Annotated in this window: 18 protein-coding genes; 7 read left to right on the top strand and 11 right to left on the bottom strand. The window is 63.3% G+C overall.

Annotation, left to right across the window (positions count from 1 at the left end):
- Positions 1-2: 2 nt before the first annotated feature.
- Genes tkt through LCM4576_RS02500 form a run of 3 tightly spaced genes read right to left on the bottom strand, consistent with a single transcriptional unit; the run spans position 3 to position 3,948 of the window.
- Entirely contained in the window at positions 3-2,006 is a 2,004-nt protein-coding gene (gene tkt / locus LCM4576_RS02510) for a transketolase (protein ID WP_071030317.1), read from the bottom strand.
- A 10-nt stretch (positions 2,007-2,016) separates the two neighbouring features.
- Positions 2,017-2,889 carry a phosphoribulokinase gene (locus LCM4576_RS02505; RefSeq protein WP_071030315.1) on the bottom strand — a complete coding sequence of 291 codons (873 nt, stop codon included), beginning with the start codon at positions 2,887-2,889 and terminating at the stop codon, positions 2,017-2,019.
- A gap of 9 nt (positions 2,890-2,898) precedes the next feature.
- Complete coding sequence (locus tag LCM4576_RS02500) at positions 2,899-3,948, bottom strand: class 1 fructose-bisphosphatase (RefSeq protein WP_071030313.1); 1,050 nt, start codon at positions 3,946-3,948, stop codon at positions 2,899-2,901.
- Positions 3,949-4,067: 119 nt separating this feature from the next.
- Between LCM4576_RS02500 and LCM4576_RS02495 the strand changes: the two genes are divergently transcribed.
- Both LCM4576_RS02495 and LCM4576_RS02490 read left to right on the top strand, forming a co-directional pair.
- Entirely contained in the window at positions 4,068-5,057 is a 990-nt protein-coding gene (locus LCM4576_RS02495; protein WP_071030311.1) for a LysR family transcriptional regulator, read from the top strand.
- 226 nt (positions 5,058-5,283) lie between these two features.
- On the top strand, positions 5,284-5,484 hold the full coding sequence (locus LCM4576_RS02490; protein WP_041006125.1) for a hypothetical protein: 201 nt from the start codon (positions 5,284-5,286) through the stop codon (positions 5,482-5,484).
- 10 nt (positions 5,485-5,494) lie between these two features.
- On the opposite strand, the gene LCM4576_RS02485 is transcribed toward LCM4576_RS02490, so the two are convergent.
- The 6 genes from LCM4576_RS02485 to LCM4576_RS02460 form a co-directional block, all read right to left on the bottom strand.
- Positions 5,495-6,124: a hypothetical protein gene (locus LCM4576_RS02485; protein WP_071030309.1), complete on the bottom strand. Its 630-nt coding sequence runs from the start codon at positions 6,122-6,124 to the stop codon at positions 5,495-5,497.
- Complete coding sequence (locus LCM4576_RS02480; protein ID WP_071030307.1) at positions 6,124-6,999, bottom strand: ABC transporter permease; 876 nt, start codon at positions 6,997-6,999, stop codon at positions 6,124-6,126. The genes LCM4576_RS02485 and LCM4576_RS02480 overlap by 1 nt, the downstream gene beginning before the upstream one ends.
- Positions 6,996-7,784: an ATP-binding cassette domain-containing protein gene (locus tag LCM4576_RS02475; protein WP_071030559.1), complete on the bottom strand. Its 789-nt coding sequence runs from the start codon at positions 7,782-7,784 to the stop codon at positions 6,996-6,998. The genes LCM4576_RS02480 and LCM4576_RS02475 overlap by 4 nt, the downstream gene beginning before the upstream one ends.
- 75 nt (positions 7,785-7,859) lie before the next feature.
- The gene (locus LCM4576_RS02470) at positions 7,860-8,303 is read right to left on the bottom strand and encodes a hypothetical protein (protein WP_071030305.1); all 444 of its coding nucleotides are present in this window, start codon (positions 8,301-8,303) and stop codon (positions 7,860-7,862) included.
- Between the two features lie 32 nt (positions 8,304-8,335).
- Positions 8,336-9,262 carry a YVTN family beta-propeller repeat protein gene (locus LCM4576_RS02465; protein WP_071030303.1) on the bottom strand — a complete coding sequence of 309 codons (927 nt, stop codon included), beginning with the start codon at positions 9,260-9,262 and terminating at the stop codon, positions 8,336-8,338.
- A gap of 66 nt (positions 9,263-9,328) precedes the next feature.
- Positions 9,329-10,576: an ABC transporter substrate-binding protein gene (locus LCM4576_RS02460; RefSeq protein WP_071030301.1), complete on the bottom strand. Its 1,248-nt coding sequence runs from the start codon at positions 10,574-10,576 to the stop codon at positions 9,329-9,331.
- 346 nt (positions 10,577-10,922) lie between these two features.
- On the opposite strand from LCM4576_RS02460, the gene LCM4576_RS02455 reads away from it, so the two are divergent.
- From LCM4576_RS02455 to LCM4576_RS02435, 5 genes are all read left to right on the top strand, one after another.
- A complete protein-coding gene (locus LCM4576_RS02455; RefSeq protein WP_071030299.1) occupies positions 10,923-12,050 on the top strand; it encodes an S-(hydroxymethyl)glutathione dehydrogenase/class III alcohol dehydrogenase in 1,128 nt (375 codons plus the stop codon).
- A 140-nt stretch (positions 12,051-12,190) separates the two neighbouring features.
- Positions 12,191-12,760 carry an S-(hydroxymethyl)glutathione synthase gene (gene gfa / locus LCM4576_RS02450; RefSeq protein ID WP_071030297.1) on the top strand — a complete coding sequence of 190 codons (570 nt, stop codon included), beginning with the start codon at positions 12,191-12,193 and terminating at the stop codon, positions 12,758-12,760.
- 558 nt (positions 12,761-13,318) lie between these two features.
- Positions 13,319-14,302, top strand: coding sequence for an ABC transporter substrate-binding protein (locus LCM4576_RS02445; protein WP_071030295.1), 984 nt, complete (start codon positions 13,319-13,321; stop codon positions 14,300-14,302).
- A 90-nt stretch (positions 14,303-14,392) separates the two neighbouring features.
- Complete coding sequence (locus LCM4576_RS02440) at positions 14,393-15,196, top strand: ABC transporter permease (RefSeq protein WP_071030292.1); 804 nt, start codon at positions 14,393-14,395, stop codon at positions 15,194-15,196.
- A gap of 80 nt (positions 15,197-15,276) precedes the next feature.
- Positions 15,277-16,077 (top strand): ABC transporter ATP-binding protein, encoded by an 801-nt coding sequence (locus tag LCM4576_RS02435; RefSeq protein WP_071030558.1) that lies wholly within the window; start codon positions 15,277-15,279, stop codon positions 16,075-16,077.
- 345 nt (positions 16,078-16,422) lie between these two features.
- On the opposite strand, the gene LCM4576_RS02430 is transcribed toward LCM4576_RS02435, so the two are convergent.
- Positions 16,423-18,042: a GMC family oxidoreductase gene (locus LCM4576_RS02430; protein WP_071030290.1), complete on the bottom strand. Its 1,620-nt coding sequence runs from the start codon at positions 18,040-18,042 to the stop codon at positions 16,423-16,425.
- A 19-nt stretch (positions 18,043-18,061) separates the two neighbouring features.
- Entirely contained in the window at positions 18,062-19,693 is a 1,632-nt protein-coding gene (locus LCM4576_RS02425) for an amidohydrolase (protein ID WP_071030289.1), read from the bottom strand.
- Positions 19,694-19,731: the final 38 nt, after the last annotated feature.

The following is a 19,731-nucleotide window of genomic DNA, read 5'->3' as shown; positions in this document are numbered from 1 at the left end:
TCCTAGATGATGAGCTTCAGCGCCGCCGCGGCGACGGCTTCGGGCGTGATGCCGAAATGCTTGTAGAGGTCCGGAGCCGGGGCGCTGGCGCCGAAGCCGGTCATGCCGACAAAGGCGCCCGTGTCGCCGATCCAGCGGTCCCAGCCGAGACGGGCGGCCGCCTCGACGGCGACGCGCGGTGCCGAGCCGAGAACGGACTTGCGGTAGTCTGCGTCCTGTTCCTCGAACAGTTCCCAGCACGGCATCGAGACGATTGCGGCGGCGACGCCGTGTTCGGCCTCCAGCCGTTCGGCGGCGGCAACGGCGATCTCGACTTCCGAGCCGGTGGCGATCAGCGTCACGGCGCGGTGCGTGGACGGCTCGCGCAAGACGTAGGCGCCCCGGCCCGACCGGTTCTCGTGGCCGTGTGCCTGGCGCAGCATCGGCAGGTTCTGCCGCGAAAGCACCAGCACGCTGGGTCGTGTCTCGCTGCTCAGCGCCAGCTCCCAGCATTCCGCCGTTTCGATGATGTCGGCCGGGCGGAAGACGTTGATGTTCGGCGTCGCCCGCAGCATCGCCAGGTGCTCGATCGGCTGGTGTGTCGGGCCGTCCTCGCCGAGGCCGATGGAATCATGCGTCATCACATAGACGACGCGCTGGTCCATGAGCGCCGAGAGCCGCATCGCGCCGCGCGCGTAGTCGGCGAAGCAGAGGAAGGTGCCGCCATAGGGCACGAAGCCGCCATGCAACGCGATGCCGTTCATGGCCGCGGCCATGCCATGCTCGCGGATGCCGTAGTGAATGTAGCGGCCTGCGTAGTCGTCAGGCGCTATGCGATCCATGCCCTTGGTGATCGTCAGGTTCGAATGCGTGAGATCGGCGGAGCCGCCGACCGTCAGCTCGGTCGCGCCATTGATCGCGGCAAGCGCCATTTCGGAGGCCTTGCGCGTTGCGACCTTGGTCGCCTTCTCGACATGCTCCCTGCGGAAGGCGTCCAGTGCTTCGAAGACCGCATCGGGCAGCTTGCCCGAAAGCGCGCGCTCGAAATCCTCGCGCGCCGGCGAGGCGGCAAGCCGCCGCTCCCAGGCGCGCCGCGCCGCCCGGCCGCGTTCGGCGATCTCGCGCCAGGCCGAAAGGATTTCATCCGGAACCTCGAACGGCGGGTGGGCCCAGCCGATGTTTCCGCGCGTCGCGGCGATCTCCGCGTCGCCCAGCGGCGCGCCATGCGTCTTTTCCGAACCACCGAGATTGGGCGCGCCTTTGCCGATTACCGTGCGGCAGGCGATCAGGGATGGCCGATCCGACCGCCGCGCGGCCTCGATCGCCGCGGCGACGGCCTGCATGTCGTGGCCATCCACCGACTGCACATRCCATCCGGCGGCTTTGAACCGAGCCCGCTGATCCATCGATGTCGACAGCGAGGTCGGCCCGTCGATGGAGATCGCGTTGTCGTCCCAAAGCACGATGAGGCGGGAAAGCTTCAGGTGACCGGCGAGATCGATCGCCTCGTGGCTGATGCCTTCCTGCAGGCAGCCGTCGCCGGCGATCACATAGGTGTGGTGGTCGACGAGATCGGCGCCGTGGCGGGCGGCAAGCATGCGCTCCGCCAGCGCCATGCCGACAGCGGTCGAGATGCCTTGTCCGAGCGGACCGGTCGTCGTCTCGATGCCGAGCGCGTGGCCATGCTCGGGATGCCCGGCGGTGCGGCTGCCTAGCTGGCGGAACCGCTGCAATTCCCCGATCGGCATGTCTTCGTAGCCGAGCAGGTGATGCAGCGCATATTGCAGCATCGAGCCATGCCCGGCCGAAAGCACGAAGCGGTCGCGATCGGGCCAATCCGGCGCCGTCGGGTCGATGTTGATGAAGCGGCCGAACAATACCGTCGCGACATCCGCCATACCCATCGGCATGCCCGGATGTCCGGAATTGGCCTTCTGCACGCTGTCCATGGCAAGGGCACGGATGGCGTTGGCCATGTCGCGCTCGGAGACGGCGGCGGCGGACTTCAATGCTGCCAGGCTTGTCATGGCATCCTCCTCACGACACACGTTTCTTGCGTTCGATCAATTGCAGGATGAGCGGCGTCAGGATCAGCTGCATGGCAAGGTCCAGCTTGTTGCCCGGCACCACTATGGAATTCGGCCGCGACATGAAGGAGTCGTGGATCATCGAAAGCAGGTAGGGAAAATCGATGCCGCGGGGGTTGGCGAAACGGATGACMAGCATCGATTCGTCGGGGGTCGGGATCCAGCGCGCGATGAACGGGTTCGACGTGTCGACGATCGGCACGCGCTGGAAGTTGATCGCGGTCTGCGAGAATTGCGGGACGATGTAGCGGACATAGTCCGGCATCCGGCGCAGGATCACATCCATGACCGCCTCGGTGGAATAGCCGCGCGTGGCACGGTCGCGATGGATCTTCTGGATCCATTCGAGATTTATGACCGGCACCACGCCGATCTTGAGGTCTGCATGCCTGGCCAGGTTGATCTTGTCGGTGACGACGCAGCCATGCAGGCCTTCGTAGAAGAGCAGGTCGCTCGGCGCGAATTCGCGCCATTCGGTGAAATTGCCGGGCGGCGTGCCATACTGCTTCTCCTCGTCCTCGTCATGGACGTAGGTGCGGGTCCTTCCGCTTCCCCGGCGGCCATATTCCTCGAAGACGCCTTCGAGGATCCCGAGCTCGTTAGCCTCGGCATGGAAGTGCGTGAAGTTCGGATTGCCCGCCTTTTCCTGCGCGGCGACCTCCGCCTTCATCGCGGCGCGATCGTAGCGATGGAAGGCATCGCCTTCGATGAAGGCAGCCTCGATGTTCTCACGTCGGAAGATCTGCTCGAAGATGCGCTTGACCGAGGTCGTGCCCGCGCYCGACGATCCGGTGATGGTGATGATGGGGTGCTTCGCCGACATGGTATCCGCTCAGGCCCTGAAGAGTCCGCGGCGGCTGAACAGCGGCGCACGCTCGCCGATGGCVCTGGGTTCGGTGTGGTAGCGGGCGATGCGCGCGACTTCCCGCGCGGATCCGAAGACCACGGGCACGCGCTGGTGCAGGCTCTTGGGTTCGATTTCCAGGATGCGGGTGATCGCGTCGGTCGCGGCACCGGCCGCCTGTTCGATCAGATAGGCGATCGGATTGGCCTCATAGACCAGCCGAAGCCGACCCTGGCTGTAACCACGGCGCTGGTCGCCAGGATACAGAAACACGCCGCCGCGCATCAGTATGCGGTAGCATTCGGCGACAAGCGAGGCGATCCAACGCATGTTGAAATCCTTCTCTCGTGGGCCTTCGGCGCCTTCCAGGCAGTCGTCGACATAGAGGCGAACGGCCTCGTCCCAGTGCCGGTAGTTGGCGGCGTTGATGGCGAACTCCTGGGTCTTCTGCGGGATGATCCGGCTTTCGTATGCCTGGACGAAGGTGCCCAGCCTGGTCGAATGCACGAAGACATGCGTGCCGCTGCCGAGCGATAAAACGAGCGCCAGCTGCGGCCCATAAATGAAGAATCCGGCGCCCAGTATGCTCACGCCCGCCTGCAAAAAAGAGGCGGCCGGATCGGCGTCCGGCGCGCCAGTTGCAGGGAGGAGCGAGAAAATCGTTCCGACCGACACGTTGGTGTCGATGTTGGAAGAACCGTCGAGCGGGTCGATGGCGACGGCGAGCGGGGCCTGCCTGTCGAGCAGGACCGGTTGCTCCAGYTCCTCGGAGGCATAGAGCGCGACCGGAGCGCGACGCATGGCGTCGAGGAAGATGTCGTCGGCGAAGACGTCGAGATCCTTCTGGACATCGCCGTCGGCATTGGCGCCGCGGGTCCCGGCAAAAGCGGCGCCGAGCGCCCCCTGGTTGATGGCGTTGCGGACCTTGGTGGCGGCCTGCGTGAATTGACGGACGGTGGCAACGACCGCGGACCGGCGTTCGTCCGGCTGATCGCCGAGGTAGGAGTTCAAAAAAGCGTCGAGCGTTGCCGCTGGCATCGTAACCTCCCGGTCCGGCCGTATCCCTCGAGGCCGGATGGAGAAATGAAACCAAACGATCCATGCTAAGTAAAATTCAATAACTTTACCCAGGCACTAAAATTAATTTAGTATGCCTTATGAGGAATCTCACGCTCAAGCAATTCAAGACCGTGCAGGCCATCGTAAGCCACGGGAAAATCGTGAGCGCGGCCAAGGTGTTAGGCCTTTCTCCTCCAGCGGTCACGATCCAGCTGCGGCAGGTGGAGGAGKAATTCCAGCTGGCCTTGTTCGACCGGACGTCGGACGRCATGCGTCCCACCGCCGCAGGGCTGGCCTTCGTCGAGGCGGCACAGGCCATCGACGAGCGRCTTCGCATGCTCGAGGACGAGATGGACGCCATCAAGGGCGTGCGCACCGGCAGCCTGAGGCTCGGCGTCGTTTCCACCGCCAAATATTTCGCGCCGCGGCTGATGGCCGGCTTCATGAAGGAGCATCCCGATATCGACATGCGGCTTGCCATCGGCAATCGCGCGGAAACGATCGACAGGCTGAAGAACCACGACATCGACATCGCGCTGATGGGGCGTCCGCCCAAGGAAGTTTCGGTGCGCGCTTCGGTCTTCGGCGACCATCCGCTGGTCATCATCGCGCCGCCCGAGCATCCGCTGGTTTCGGCACGCGACATTTCCAAGGAAAGGATCGCCGAGGAGCATTTCCTCATTCGCGAGCCGGGCTCGGGCACGCGCATATCGCTCGAGATATTCCTGAGCGACGTGCCCGGCCGGATCGACGATCTCGGCGTCGAGATGGGTTCGAACGAGACGATCAAGCAGGCGGTGATGGCAGGTCTCGGCATCGCCTTCATCTCCGCCCACACCATCGCCGCCGAAACGGAAGCCGGACGGCTCGTCATTCTCGACGTGGCCGGGATGCCGATCCGCCGGCAATGGTTTTCGGTGATGCGAACCGATCACGTGATCTCGCCGGCCATGGCGACCWTCAACGATTTCCTGATGCGCAAGGGCGCGACTTACCTGCCCCTGTTCGGCAAATTGTATCCCCACGCCGAAGCGGATGAAGCAGCGCCGGCACGGCAAGCGAGAACGCCTGCAAGGCGACCCAAGTGAAACGCCTGACATATCGGCCGTCGGGATCGTGCGAAAAGGTTCGGAAAGGGCGTCAGCAACGGGTCTCCGCCATGGCGATCGGCGGGCCGACATGTTATATTGTTTATTGCTAATGGAAGGGCGGGCGGCAATTCGCATTCTCAGCGAGGCGGAAGGGCAGCCAACCCTGCGGGCAGATCGCCACGCGTCCCGGCGTGGGGTTCGGGATTTCGAAGGGGAAGGGGCAATGCTTTATACAATCGTGATGATGGTCTGCATGTCGGCCATGCCGCAGACCTGCGAGCAACGCGAGGAAATGGCGGACGGCCTGGCCATGAATCCCGGCGTGGCCTTCATGCAGGCGCAGCCGCTGGTCGCGCATTGGCTGGAGACACATCCCGGCTATTTCGTGCAGCGCTGGCGCGTGCTGCCTGGCCGGAGCAGTTGACCGAGACAGGTTATTTCTTCGCGGCAAGCGTCTCGGAGACGGTCTTGGCCAGCTGATAGAGCCGCTGTTCGATGATCGTCGGCACGTCGCAGACGTAAGTCAGCGATTGCGCGCGCTCGGTGAAGATCCGCGTCGCGAAATTCAGCTGGTCGGTGCGCCGCTCGACCTCGTCCGGATCCGCGTCGGGCTTTGCGCGCAACGTGTCGACATCGGACGCTTGCTTGCGCAAGTCGGCGGCCATTTCGAGCTGCCTGTGAGCGTAACGGGAAATGCCGGCAATCACGTGCGAACGCTCGGCGTCCATGTGGTCGAACATGCCCTGCATGAGCATCGCCATTTTCGTCGCAAGCTGCTCGGCCGGCAGAGACGCCGCAAAATCCCTGATCTTCTTCTGCGCATCGCCGAGCGGCAGCCGTCGCGCAGCAACGTCCTCGACAAGGGCGGAGACCGAYGCGTCGTCTGACCAGTCCTTGGCCGAGGGCGGAAGATCCGGCCCGTTCCAGACTTGGCCGRGCGACAATTGCGGCACTTTGCGCTGGACGCACGGCCAGTCCGGATCGGCGGTCGCCGCACCGGCTTTTGTGGCCTGCGCAAGCAGGCTGACCATAACCAGGCTGAGAGCAAAGGCTGTTCTGGCCATCAGGCATTTCCTCCCGTGTCCTGCTTGCGGGTCATCAGGCCGCGCGAGGGATCGTAGGCGATGATGGCTCCGGYCAGGAACAGCAGCGTGCATCCGGCGACGACGCCCAGCGACACCCAATCGACCTGCCCGTAAAAGGCGAAGCGGATCAGTTCGACCGCGTAGGTGAACGGATTGACGAGACAGATCTTGTAAAGGAGGGGGCTGGCCTCCTGGATGCGCCACAACGGATAGAGGGCCGGTGAGGCGAAATAGCCAGGGAATATGACGAAGTTCATGATGCCGGCGAAGTTTTCGAGCTGCTTGATCATCGAGGATAGAAGCATCCCGAGGGCRCAAAGCATCATGCCMGACAAAAACAGCGCCGGCAGCACGAACAGGTAGCCGAGGGGCGGCGCCTTGACGCCCCAGAACCACGCCACGATCAGGAAGGCGTAGACCTGCGCGATCGACACGGCGACGCCGGCAAGCATCTTCGACACCAACAGGAACCAGCGCGGAAACGGGCTGACGAGCAGGGTGCGCATATTGCCCATCTCACGGTCGTAAACCATCGACAGCGAAGACTGCATGCCTGAGAACAGAAGGATCATGCCGCACAGACCGGGCGTGATGTAGACCTCGTAAAGGACGTAGGTCTTGTAGGGCKGGATGATCGAGACGCCGAGCACCTGGCGAAAGCCGGCGGCGAAGATGAACAGCCAGACGAGAGGCCTGACCAGCGAGGAGATGAAGCGCTCGCGTTGATGCAGGAAACGCAGGCACTCGCGGAGCACGACGCCCTTGAGGCAGATGAGATAGTGACGCAGGCCGAACGCGCCCGACCTCACCGGCGTGACAGAGGTGAGTTTTTGCGGCGTCGCGGACGTGCTCATGGCGAAATCTCCGCAATGCCGGCCGTCCCGCTGCGGTTGAGCTTCGAGAAGGCGTCGCGGATCGAACCGGTGCCGCTGGCCTGGATCAGATCGGACACCGTGCCGCTGGCGACGAGGTTGCCCTGGCGCAGCACGACGGCATGGTCGCCGTCCTCGACCTCGTCGATCAGGTGCGTGGCCCACAAAACGCCGATGCCCTCGGTGTCGACGAGCCTGCGGATGGTGGCCAGGATGCCGGCGCGCGACTGGATGTCGAGACCGACGGTCGCCTCGTCGAGCAGCAGCAGGGAGGGGCGGTGAAGCAGCGCCCTGGCGATCTCGATCCGTCGCATCTGGCCGCCGGAGAGGGAGCGGGCCTTGTCGTGCTCACGGCCCCGCATGTCGACTGTTTCGAGCAGGGTGGCGATGCGCTGCCGGGCCTCGCGCCCGCCGATACCGTGCAGCGAGGCGTGGTAGGAGAGGTTCTGGTACACGCTGAGATCGAGGTCGAGCGTGCGTGCCTGAAACACGATGCCGACACATCTGAGCGCTTCGCCGGAAGCGCGGCGGATGTCATGGCCGAAGATGCGGATCGATCCGTGGCGGGTGTCGTAAAGGTGGCTGATCAGCGAGAACAAGGTTGTCTTGCCCGCCCCGTTGAGGCCGAGCAGAACGGTGAAAGTCGCTGGGGCGATCGAGAAGGATACATTGTTCAGCGCCCGTTTGGAACCGTAGGAATGGCTGACGCCGGCGACGTCGAGCGCCGCCACCTCATTTCCCGGCCCGCCTGTCCGCACATGCTGCACGCCGATCACCCTGTCCTCATATGYGCACCGTTCTCATTGGCCCGTTCTCGTGTGCCAGGTCTCATTTGCCAGGTCTCATTTGATCGTGATCTTTCCCTTGAGGCCCTTGTCGGCAAGGTCGGGGACGGACCAGCTGTATTCGCCCGGGCGCACGGTGTGGAACTGGACCAATATGGTTCCCGCATCGTCGAATTCGAGCCAGGCCGGCGCGCCGGCCATATGCACTTCGAGATCGTTTATGACGATCTGGTCGATCCAGACATTGCGCCACAAGTCGGTCATGAACTTGTATTCGAAGCCGCCGTGAGACGTGATCTTCCAGCGATAGCCCTGGCCGGCAATCAGCTCGAAATCCGTACGGTTGACGTCGTAGCTGGATTTGTCCGAGCCCAGGACCAACTCGGGGAGGGTCTTGCTGGATCGCGTCACCTTCGGYGTATCGTCGTCGGCGCTGGCCGCGAGCGGAGCAACCGCCAGTCMGACCAGGACGGCGAAGGCAATGGTACGGTTGATCGTCATGGAATGAACCTCCCGGCTTGCTTGGGGCATCGCTAGTTGGGCGATATGGCSACGCCCCACGGCTGCTGGCCGACGGTGAGCGACTGGACCGGTTCATCGGTCGCGGTATCGATGAAGGTGATGTCGTTCGAGTTGCCGTTCGTGGTGATCAGCGTCTTCTGGTCCGGGGTGAAGGCCAGGTGCCAGACGCGCTGGCCGACGAGGATGTATTTCTCCACTTCGTAGGTTTCGGTGTTGATCACCGCGACATGGTTTGCCGGGCCGAGCGCGACATAGGCCTTCTTGCCGTCGGCGGTTATGGCGATGCCCACGGGTTGGATGGTCTCGGCCCGCAATCCGTTGATCGCGAACTGGATCTTCTTCACCACCTGGCGCTTGGCGTTGTCGATGACGCTGACCGTGCCGCCGACCTCGGCGCTGACCCAAACCTGGGAGCCGTCGGGCTTGAATTCGGCGAAGCGCGGACGCGTATCGACCAGTACGCTATCGGTCACCTCATGGCTTTGCGTGTCGATGAAATGCGCCATGCTGGTGGTTTCGGAGGTGTTGACCATGGTCTTGCCGTCGGGGCTGACGCCCATGCCTTCCGGCTCGACGCCGACCGGGATCTCCGAGAGCACCGCCTTGCTCGCGACATCGACGACGGTGACCAGATTGTCGTCCTCGTTGGCGATATAGAGCGTCTTGCCGTCAGGCGAGAGCACGAACAATTCAGGATCGGGCCCGGAGGGCAGATCGCCAACGACGTCAAGGCTGGACGTATCGATGATCTGGACCGTGTCGTCGTCGCTGGCGCACAGATAGACGAACTTGCCGTCGGGCGAAATCGTGATGCCGCGCGGCCTCTGCCCGACATCGACGGTCTTGATCACCTTCATCGTCGCCGTGTCGACGACGGTCATGGTGTTGTCCTTCTCGTTGGAGACATAGGCCGTATAGGCCGATGCCGGACCCGCCATGAGGCAGGTCGCAAGAAAGGCGAGTGCACAAGCTCGTCCCTGCACCGATTTTCCTCCCGATTGCTTCTACTTAAGGACGCATTTGGTCTCCGGCTGATCGACGCCGAGCGTGTCGAGCTCGGAAACCTGGTGGAGATAGCCCTCCTGCGGCGAGGTCGAGACGACCGACTTGGTGTCGCTGAGCAGGATCGGCTGGCGCAGCTGAAGGTTCCATTTGCGGAAGGTCAGCTTCTGGCCCTTGAAGGCGGCGACCGAAAAATCGTCGGAGCGGATGTAGTCGCTGATCTTTTTCGGATCGTCGCCATTGGTGCGCGTGGTGGCTTCGCCGACGGCCCGCACGGCCGTCCAGGCCGACATGTCCTTGGAGAGCATGCGCCGGCCGGTCGTCCTCAGGAACCGGCTCTGCATCTGGATGCCGCCCCACTGCTCGCTCGCGGGGTGCCATGAAGAGGCGACAAGCCCGGCCGTGCCCGCGACCGGCCGCGGCGTCCAGGTGCGGTAGGGGACATAGGTTCCGAAGACCTCGCTCTCGTCGGCAACCAGCACCACGTCGTGCTCCGGCAGGTCCTGCGTGAACACGGAAATCTGCTGCTGGATCTGCGTGGCGCCCGTGTCGGTGCGCCTGGCGGTGCCGCTGTCCTTGAACTCCTTCTCCGCCACGATCTGGCCGCCGAAACGGGCAGCCGCGCGGCGCAGCGCATCGGCGTAGAGATGGTCCTGCTCATGCGAACCGTAGAGCAGCACCCAGTTCGGCCATTTCTTCACCATGAGATACTGCGCCAGCGCGTCGGCCAGCATGCTGCGTGTCGGTGCGATGTGGAAGACGTTTATGCGGCAGTTCTCCTCGCGCAGGCTGTCGTCGGTGGCGCCGATGTTGAAGATGAGCACGCCCTTGTCGCGCGCGATGTCGGCGATGGACAGCAATTGCCTGGCCGAGAGGTCCGCGACCACATAGCGGTCGCCTTTGGCGATCAGGTCGTCGAATGYCTGAACCRCATCGGAGTCAGGTTTTATTTCGGTGATGTCGAGACTGAATTTCTGGCCAAGGAAYGTTCCTGTCGTGTTGTTGTCGCCGATCGCGACCTTGGCGCCGGCAACGCCCTCGTCCCTTGGCGGCAGGTCGAGCAGGGAAAGCGTCAGCTGCGGCGCGTACGCCCGCAAATAACCTATCTTGATTTCGGTGATCTTCTTTTCAGGCTTGGCCGCTGCAGCCGGTTGCTTGCTCGCAGATTCCTGGGCCGCCGCACCGGAGAGATTGGCGGTCAGKAGAAGAAAGCACAAAAGGGTCGTGAGAGTGCCCGGCACCGCGCTCATCGATAACAATACCCACTCTTGCGCCACGTCCGATCGTGTCGGACCAGCGCCAAGCCAAGGTGCCCGTGGAGAAACTTAGCGGAAGCGTTGGATTTATCAAACCTTGCAAGCTGGCCTGCCGCTTCTGCTTTAGTCCTATTTGCCGCCGGCAAGGAGGCCGGTGATCGGGCGGATCGCGGCATGCCGGAACAGCACGGATGGGGGGACCTTGGTAGAATAGACTTATCAGGGAGACCGTTCGATTATTGCGACCTCACTACGGCTTGGAAACGGTATTTTTGTTGCGAGGCGGACCTCAGGCCCGCCGGWACATGAAGTTTTTCGACTGCCTTGGGAGGAGTGCCTCATGAAAACGCGTGCCRCCGTAGCCGTTGGTGCTGGAAAGCCGCTGGAGATCATGGAGGTGGACCTCGAGGGGCCGCGCGAGGGCGAGGTGCTGATCGAGGTCAAGGCGACCRGCATCTGCCATACCGACGAGTTCACGCTGTCGGGCGCCGATCCGGAAGGCATCTTCCCGGCGATCCTGGGCCATGAGGGCGCCGGCATCGTCGTCGATGTCGGYAAGGGCGTGATCTCGGTCAAGAAGGGCGACCATGTCATCCCGCTCTACACGCCCGAATGCCGGCAGTGCCCGTCCTGCCTGTCGAGGAAGACCAATCTGTGCACCGCCATCCGCGCCACGCAAGGGCAAGGCCTGATGCCCGACGGCACCTCGCGCTTCTCGGTCGGGGGCGAAAAACTCTTCCACTATATGGGCTGCTCGACCTTCTCCAACTTCACCGTGCTGCCGGAGATCGCGGTGGCCAAGGTCAATCCCGACGCCCCCTTCGACAAGATCTGCTACATCGGCTGCGGGGTGACCACCGGCATCGGCGCGGTCATCAACACCGCCAAGGTCGAGCAGGGCGCGACGGCGGTCGTGTTCGGCCTCGGCGGCATCGGCTTGAACGTCATCCAGGGGCTTCGCCTTGCCGGCGCCGACATGATCATCGGCGTCGATTTGAACAACGACAAGAAGGCCTGGGGCGAGAAGTTCGGCATGACGCATTTCGTCAATCCGAAGGAGATCGACGGCGACATCGTGCCTTACCTGGTCAACATGACCAAGCGCGGCGCCGACCAGATCGGCGGCGCCGACTACACCTTCGACTGCACCGGCAACACCAAGGTGATGCGCCAGGCGCTGGAGGCCTCGCATCGCGGCTGGGGCAAGTCGGTCATCATCGGCGTTGCCGGCGCCGGCCAGGAGATTTCGACCAGACCTTTCCAGCTGGTCACCGGGCGCACCTGGATGGGCACCGCCTTCGGCGGCGCGCGCGGCCGCACCGACGTGCCCAGGATCGTCGACTGGTACATGGAGAAAAAGATCCAGATCGACCCGATGATCACCCATACGCTGAAGCTCGAGGACATCAACAAGGGTTTCGACCTCATGCATGAGGGCAAGTCGATCAGGAGCGTGGTGGTTTACTAAAAGCAATTCCAGGAAAAGTGCGCGGTTTTCCGTCCGCAATTGCGCAAGAACAAAGTGACAGAGCAAACCCACTGGTGAGGAAAGCCACCGGGCCGCAGGCCGACCCCCGCGAGCCGATGGTCAAACAGGAGGAAGTGTAAATGGCCGAAAAACTGCATCACTCGATCGACAACGGCTTGCCGAAGGAAAGCGCATCCTTTGCCGGCGGCACGCTGGTTTGCCTGTGCACCTCGAAGCCGGTGAAGGTGAAGGTCAAGGGCCAGATCGCCCACAACCACGCCTGCGGCTGCACCAAATGCTGGAAGCCGGAAGGCGCCATCTTCTCGGTCGTGGCCGTCGCCGGCACCGGCGACGTCACCGTCACCGAGAACGGCGACAAGCTGAAGGTGGTCGATCCCTCGGCGCTGATCCAGCGCCATGCCTGCACCGGCTGCGGCGTCCACATGTACGGCCCGGTCGAGCGCGACCATCCCTTCAAGGGCCTGTCCTTCATCCATCCCGAGCGCTTCGAGGAGGACGGCTGGTCGCCGCCTGGCTTTGCCGCCTTCGTCTCCTCGATCATCGAATCCGGCGTCGACCCGAGCCGCATGGACGGCATCCGCGGTCAGCTGAAGTCGATCGGGCTCGAGCCCTATGACTGCCTCAGCCCCGGCCTGATGGACTATATCRCCACCTGGACGGCGAAGAAGTCGGGAGCCTTGGCGGCCTAGAGCGTTTCACCGTTTCACGGAAACGGCGAAACGCTCTATCCTTTGTCTTTACGCAATTCCAGACGGAAAACCGCTCACACTTTTCCTGGAATTGCTCAAGCCCGCTTGCCGCGCCGAAGGGCGCGGCTCGCGCCGAAAATCTCCGGGATGCGGCCGATGAGGCCGCATCCCTCGCTGGTCCTCGAAGCATCTGAATTGCCATTCGTCCTGGTACCGCCGTCGATTTTTCCGGCGGCCCGAGAACACCTCCGATTGGGCGAACCGTCCTACAAGAATCCCTTTGGCCGGCATGCCGTCCACGGTCATCGGAACCGCGGGTCGCCTGGCGCCGTAGTTCAAGCGCGTTGGCCAAGCTYGGCCGCTGCTTCGGTTTCGGCGAAGCAAAGGACAGAAAAAGACTTCTTTTTGCGATCCGGCCCGGATGCTCTCTTGCGGGACCTAGAACAAGGCCCGCCTGGGAGGGCGACGCATAACAAGAGAGCGGCTGCCGAAACGACAGCCTGGCATACGCCACTCGAATGAGGCCGATGCCAGCAACAGCCATGGGGAACCACGACAATGAAGACATTCCGAAACTGCCTGATGACCGCGGTCGCCGCAGGTCTGCTGGGTCTGGGGCTTGCCGCTCCCGCCAATGCCGGCGCCATCCGTCTCGGCATGACCACCTGGGTAGGTTACGGGCCGCTGTTTCTGGCCCGTGACCTCGGCTACTTCAAGGAAGCCGGYGTCGATGTCGACCTGAAGATCATTGAAGAATCAGCGCTCTACATGGCGGCTGTCGCCGGTRGCGACCTCGACGGCGCTGCCTCCACCGTCGACGAGCTGATGAAGTATCGCTCGGACGAACTCTGCTTCAAATATGTGGTGGCGCTCGACGACAGCCATGGCGGCGACGGCGTCGTCACGCAGCCCGACGTCAAGTCGCTCAAGGACCTGAAGGGCCAGCAAGTGGCCTTGAACGAGGGCTCCATTTCCGAATTCTGGTTCAACGTGCTCCTGAAAAAGGAAGGCATGACCGAGGACGATGTCACCATCACCAACATGACCGCCGATGATGCGGCGACCGCCTTCATCGCCGGCCAGGTTCCCGCCGCAGTGACCTGGGAGCCGCATCTCACCGAAGTCCGCAAGGGCGGCAAGGGCAAGGTGCTGATCGATTCCACGACCACGCCCGGCCTGATCGTCGATGTGATCGCGCTCAAATGCGACCTGATCGAGAAGCATCCCGAGGACGTGAAGGCCCTCATCAAGGGCTATTACAAGGCGGTCGACTACATCAAGACCAACCCAGACAAGGCCTATGAGATCATGGCCAAGGGCATTGGCGGCTATCTCGAGAAGCCCGAGGATTTCGCTGCCGGCGCCAAGGGCGTGCGCTACTACGACCGCGCCCGCAACCTGGAATTCTTCGGCACGCCGGAGAAGAGCGAGGCGGCCGACCTGGTGAACTTCGCGCAGGACATCTGGGGCAAGGCCGGCAAGCTCAAGATGACGATCGACTCGAAAACCATCCTCGACACCGATTTCATCAAGGAACAGTGAGCTTTCGGGATCGCCAGGGTCGGCCCCGTTCGGGCCGATCCCGTTTTCTCAAAGCCAGGTTTTCGCGTTTAGATCTACGGAGGCCATCTTATGGCACAGAGGCGGACGGCGTGGACACGCCTGACGACCCCATTCGCCACCATTCCCGCCCGCACGGCAACAACGCTCGCGCTGGYGATGTGGGTGGTCGTGATCGGCGGCTGGGCGTTGCTGTCCTATGGCCGCGTCGTGCCGAACATGTTCCTGCCGACGCCAGGAACCGTGCTCGAGACGACCTATCGCATGTCGYTCGACGGCAGCCTTTTCTACCACACTTTGACCAGCGCCAAGGTGGTGATCCTGGGCTTCATCGTGTCCTCGCTGATCGCCGTGCCGCTGGGACTTTGGATGGGGACCTACCGGGCGGTGCAGGCGCCGCTGGAGCCGTTGGTCAACTTCATCCGCTATCTGCCGGTGACCTCCTTCGTGCCGCTGTTCATCCTTTGGATCGGCATCGGCATCGAGCAGCGCATCGCGGTCATCTTCTTCGGCACCTTCTTCCAGCAACTCGTCATGATCTCCGATTGCGCGCGCAGCGTCTCCAGGGATCTGGTCAACGCCTCCTACACGCTGGGCACCAAGCGCAGCGAAGCAGTGTGGCACGTCATCTTCCCGGCAGCGCTTCCGGCGATCCTCGACACGCTTCGCGTCACCATGGGCTGGGCCTGGACCTATCTGGTCGTGGCCGAGCTCGTCGCGGCGTCGAGCGGCCTCGGCTACATCAGCCTGAAGGCGATGCGCGGCTTCCAGGTCGACGTGATCTTCATGGCGATCGCCGCGATCGGGCTTCTCGGCCTGATCACCGACACGGCATTCCGCATTCTCCGGGCAAGGGTCGCGCCATGGGCACCTTGATCTTGAACGCATCCTCGCAAACCGCAGCCGGATCAAGGGTACTAATGACCGAAACCGTCAAGGCGAACAATTTGGACGGCATGGCCTCCGCCAATGTCGATGYGCGCGCCGCCGGCACCACGATGGCCATCGAGGACGTGACGCTGCGCTACGGCGACGCCAACGGCGTGCTGGCGCTGGACGATGTGTCGTTGAAGGTGGCCAGGAACGAATTCTGCGTCATCGTCGGTCCTTCGGGATGCGGCAAATCCAGCTTGCTGTACCTCGCGGCCGGCCTCAATGACGCGACCTCGGGCAGCATCAAGGTCGATGGCAGGGAAGTGATCGAGCCCGGCCCGGACAGGGGCATGGTGTTCCAGAGCTACACCCTGTTTCCCTGGCTCACGGTGCGCGCCAACATCGAGTACGGGCCGAAGCGCAAGGGGCTGCCCGCGGAGCAGCGCAAGCAGATCGTCGACCAGTATCTCAACGAGGTCGGCCTCGCGCCCTTTGCGGACCACTATCCAGCGCAGCTTTCCGGCGGCATGAAGCAGCGCGTTGCGATTGCGCGCGCCCTTGCCAACGACCCGGCCGTGCTGTTGATGGACGAACCCTTCGGCGCGCTCGACAGCCAGACGCGCGGCACCATGCAGAAGCTGCTGTTGCGCGTCTGGGAGCGGCAGCAGAAGACGGTGCTCTTCGTCACCCACGACATCGACGAGGCGCTGGTGCTGGGCGACCGCGTCCTGGTGATGACGGCGAGGCCCGGCAAGATCAAGGCCGAGATCAAGGTCGACATACCACGGCCGCGCTCGATGGACGTGATCCTTGAGCCCGACTTCATCGCGCTCAAGCGCCGTATCCTCGGCCTTCTGCACGACGAGATCGACGAAGATCACTAAATAGCCTCTCGACACAATTGCAAGCTCGTCGGCGGCAAGATCTTCATCGTTTATTTCCGTGAAATCGGCGCAGGCGCTGGKGGTTGGCCGAAGCCTCTCAGCTTCGTCATCCACGGGCGGAGCGGGAGCGAAGCGACGCGCGGAGACCCGAGGATCCATTCCGTTACCTTAATCGTAGAGTCCAGCGGAGCAGAATTCTGCTCCGCGACGACGCCTCAACGTCACGGAATGGATTCTAGGGTCTGCGCGCGTCGCTTCGCTCCTTGCTCCGCCCTAGAATGACGAGGTTTGGAGGGCTTAAGCCAATTCCGGACGTTTGTGACGGTTCACCGAAACAATGGTGGCCTACTTGCCCCCGCTGCGCCCCGAGCCGAGGATCATCTCCGAAACCTTCTGCCCGATCATCATRCTCGGCGCGTTGGTGTTGCCGCCGATCAGCTTCGGCATCACGGACGCATCCGCGACCCGGAGCCCGTCCACGCCGCGCACCTTGAGCGTCGCCGGATCGACGACGGCCATATCGTCCGTTCCCATCTTGCAGGTTCCCACCGGATGATAGACGGTCAGCGCCTCGGCGCGCAGATAGGCGAGGATCTCGTCATCGCCGCGCACATCCTTGCCCGGCAGCATCTCTTTGCCGCGCACCGCGTCGAACTCGGGCGAGGCAAAGATCCGGCGCGCGATCTTGATGCCTTCGACCAGCACCATGGCGTCGTGTTCATGCGTGAAGAAGCGATGGTCGATCAGGACGTCGCGGCGGGAATCGTCGCGCGACAGCCTGATCTCGCCAACGCTTTTTGGCCTCAGCACGCAGGTGTGAATGGCGTAGCCGTGGCCGTATTCGATCAGCCTGCCGCGATGGCTGCGATAGCCCGGCACGAAGTGGAACTGGATGTCGGGAAGGCCGTTCGCGTGCCTGGTCTTCGCAAAGCCGCCGGCCTCGACATAGTTGGTGGTGAGCATGCCCTTGCGGCGCGCGAAATACTGGAAGGGCGCTGCCGCGATGCGGGGCAGGTTGGCAAGCGACAGGCCGAGCGTCCTGGTGCTTCTGGAGCGCACGGTGATCATGCCGTCGACATGGTCCTRCAGGTTCTTGCCGACGCCGGGCAAATCGAGAAGCGGTGCGATGCCGATCTGCTTGAGCTCGGCCGCCGGCCCGATGCCGGACGYCATCAGGATCTTGGGCGAGTTGATGGCGCCGGCCGAAAGCACGATCTCGCGGCTGGCCGAGAGCGTCTTTTGCTGGCCGTCATGCTGCACGCGCAGCCCCGTGGCGCGCCCTTGGGCGATGACAWGGTCGATCACCTCGCATTCGCTGAGCAGCGTCAGGTTCCTGCGATGAAGCACCGGACGCATGAACGCGCTGAAACTGCTGAAGCGCTGTCCCCGATCCTGCGTGACGTTGTAGATGCCGAGGCCGAACTGGCTCTCGGCATTGAAGTCGGCGTTGGCGGGCAGGACGGCGTTTTTGCCGGCCTTGACGAACATGCTTGAAAGCTCGTTCGGATCGCGCGGATTGTCGACCAGCAGCTCCCCGTCGCTGCCATGATAGCGCGGGTCCTGGCCGAGCAGATTGCGCTCCAGCTTCCTGAACACGGGCAGCACATCACGATAGGCCCAGCCGGCGCAGCCGAGCCTGGCCCACTCGTCATAGTCCTCGGCGGCGCCGCGAATATAGACCATCGAATTGATCGAGCTCGATCCGCCGAGCGCCTTGCCGCGATTGACCGGAATGCGGCGATTGTTGAGCTCAGGCTGCGGCACGCCGACGAAGCAATAGTCGTAGTTCGGGTTGCCGTAGAGCGAGAGGATGCCCGCCGGCACCTTGAMCCGCAGGCTGTTGTCGCTGCCGCCGGCCTCGACCAGGCACACTCTGACCGACGGATCGGCGCTCAGCCGATTGGCGACCACGCAGCCGGCCGAGCCGGCACCGACGACGATATAGTCAAATTCAGCCGCTTCCATCCAACCCCCAAGACGCGGCTCAAGCCGCGGGTTCTTCCCAGACCGGTTTGCCGCCGACGATCGTCTTCAGCACCTTGATATCGGCGATCTTGTCCGGCTCGACCCGCAGCGGATCATCGGAAAGCACGATGAAGTCGGCGAGCTYCCCCGCCGCCAAACTGCCCTCGTCGTTCTCCCGGTGGCCGGCAAAGGCAGCCCCCAGCGTATAGGCATGGAGCGCCTGCGCGACGGTGATCCGCTGCTGCGGGACCCATCCGGTTTCCGGCTGGTGATCCCGGCTTTGTCGCAGCACCGCATTGCGAATACCGATGAGCGGATTGAGATCGACGATGGGCCAATCGGTTCCAAACGCGACGGCGCCGCCGGCTTCCAGGATGGAGCGAACGGGAAAGGCGCGCGGCAGGGATGCGGAGCCGACGCGCGCCTCCCAAAGCCCTTCCATCCCGAGCCACTGGTCGCGCGGATAGATCATGGCGGGCTGGAAGCTCGCTATCGCTCCTGTCTCGGCAAAGCGCTCGATGTCGCGCGGGGTGGGTATTTCGCAATGTTCCACCCGCGGTCGACGCTGCCGTGAGCGTTCGCCATCCGCGGCGTAGGCATCGAGCGCCATTTCGATGGCCCCCGTTCCGATCGCGTGCGTCCAGACCTGAAAGCCTTCCTGCTGCGCGCGGCTGACGGCCGCGTTGTAGGCGGCTGCCTTCCACAGGCATGTTCCGGTTTCGCCCGGTTTGTCGGCATAGCCCTGGGGCATGAAGCCCGTATGGGATTCCAGCACGCCGTCCAGGAAGAATTTGATGACGCGCCCGTCGAGAAACTCCGGGTCGAGGTCATCCCTCCACCCAGACACGCGCGCGATCACCTCGTCGAGGTTCGAATCCGGATTTACAATGCTCGAGAGCGTGAACCGCAGGCTGAGCTCGTCGTTCGCGAATATCTCAGCCAGCAAGGGGACCGCTTCGTCATCCATCCCCGCGCTTTGGACCCGCGACAGTCCCAGACGGTTCGCTTCCTTGATGGCGTGGAGCAGCGCTGATCGCATGTCCGATGTCGAGGGCTGAGGGACCAGTTCTTCGAGCCGGGACCACGCTTTCTCCTTCAGCCATCCGGTCGGCTCGCCGCTCGCATCCCTGACGATCTCGCCGCCTTCGGGGTCGGGCGTATCCCGGATGATGCCGGCAAGTTCCAGCGCCTTGCTGTTCAACCAGGCGGCGTGCGCCATGCCCGAGYGGAAGAAAACGGGGCGATCGGCGACGACTTGGTCGAGAAGCGATTTGTGGAATCCGCCTTCGGGGAGGTCAGGGTAGCCGTAGCTGAACTCGCTGCCCACGATCCATGCGCGGTCGGGATGAGCCTGCGCATAGGCCTTCAACCGGTCGAGGACTTCGCCGAACGTCTTTGCTTCCCGCAACCGCACCTCATCGAGGTATTTGCTTCCCCAGGCGAAATGCAGGTGGGAGTCGATGAAGGCCGGCATTGCGAACCGGCCTTGGAGATCGACGATTTCGGCGTCTTTGGATGCTTGCAGTCTGACGGAGGACCAAGAGYCGACAGCCGTGATGCGCTCGCCGCGAACCAGCATCGCCTCGGCGACGGGATTTGCCGCATCGACGGTATAAAGCGCGCCGTKTGCGTAAAGGGTCTCTCGCGCCATTTGACTTTCAGCGGCCGTCGCTCTCATGCGGGTGATGA

The sequence above is a fragment of the Mesorhizobium sp. LCM 4576 genome (genome assembly GCF_001854815.1).
GTDB classification, from domain to species: domain Bacteria; phylum Pseudomonadota; class Alphaproteobacteria; order Rhizobiales; family Rhizobiaceae; genus Mesorhizobium; species Mesorhizobium plurifarium.
The sequence above is the reverse complement of the archived record's forward strand: the minus strand, read 5'-3'. Positions and strand labels throughout refer to the sequence as shown.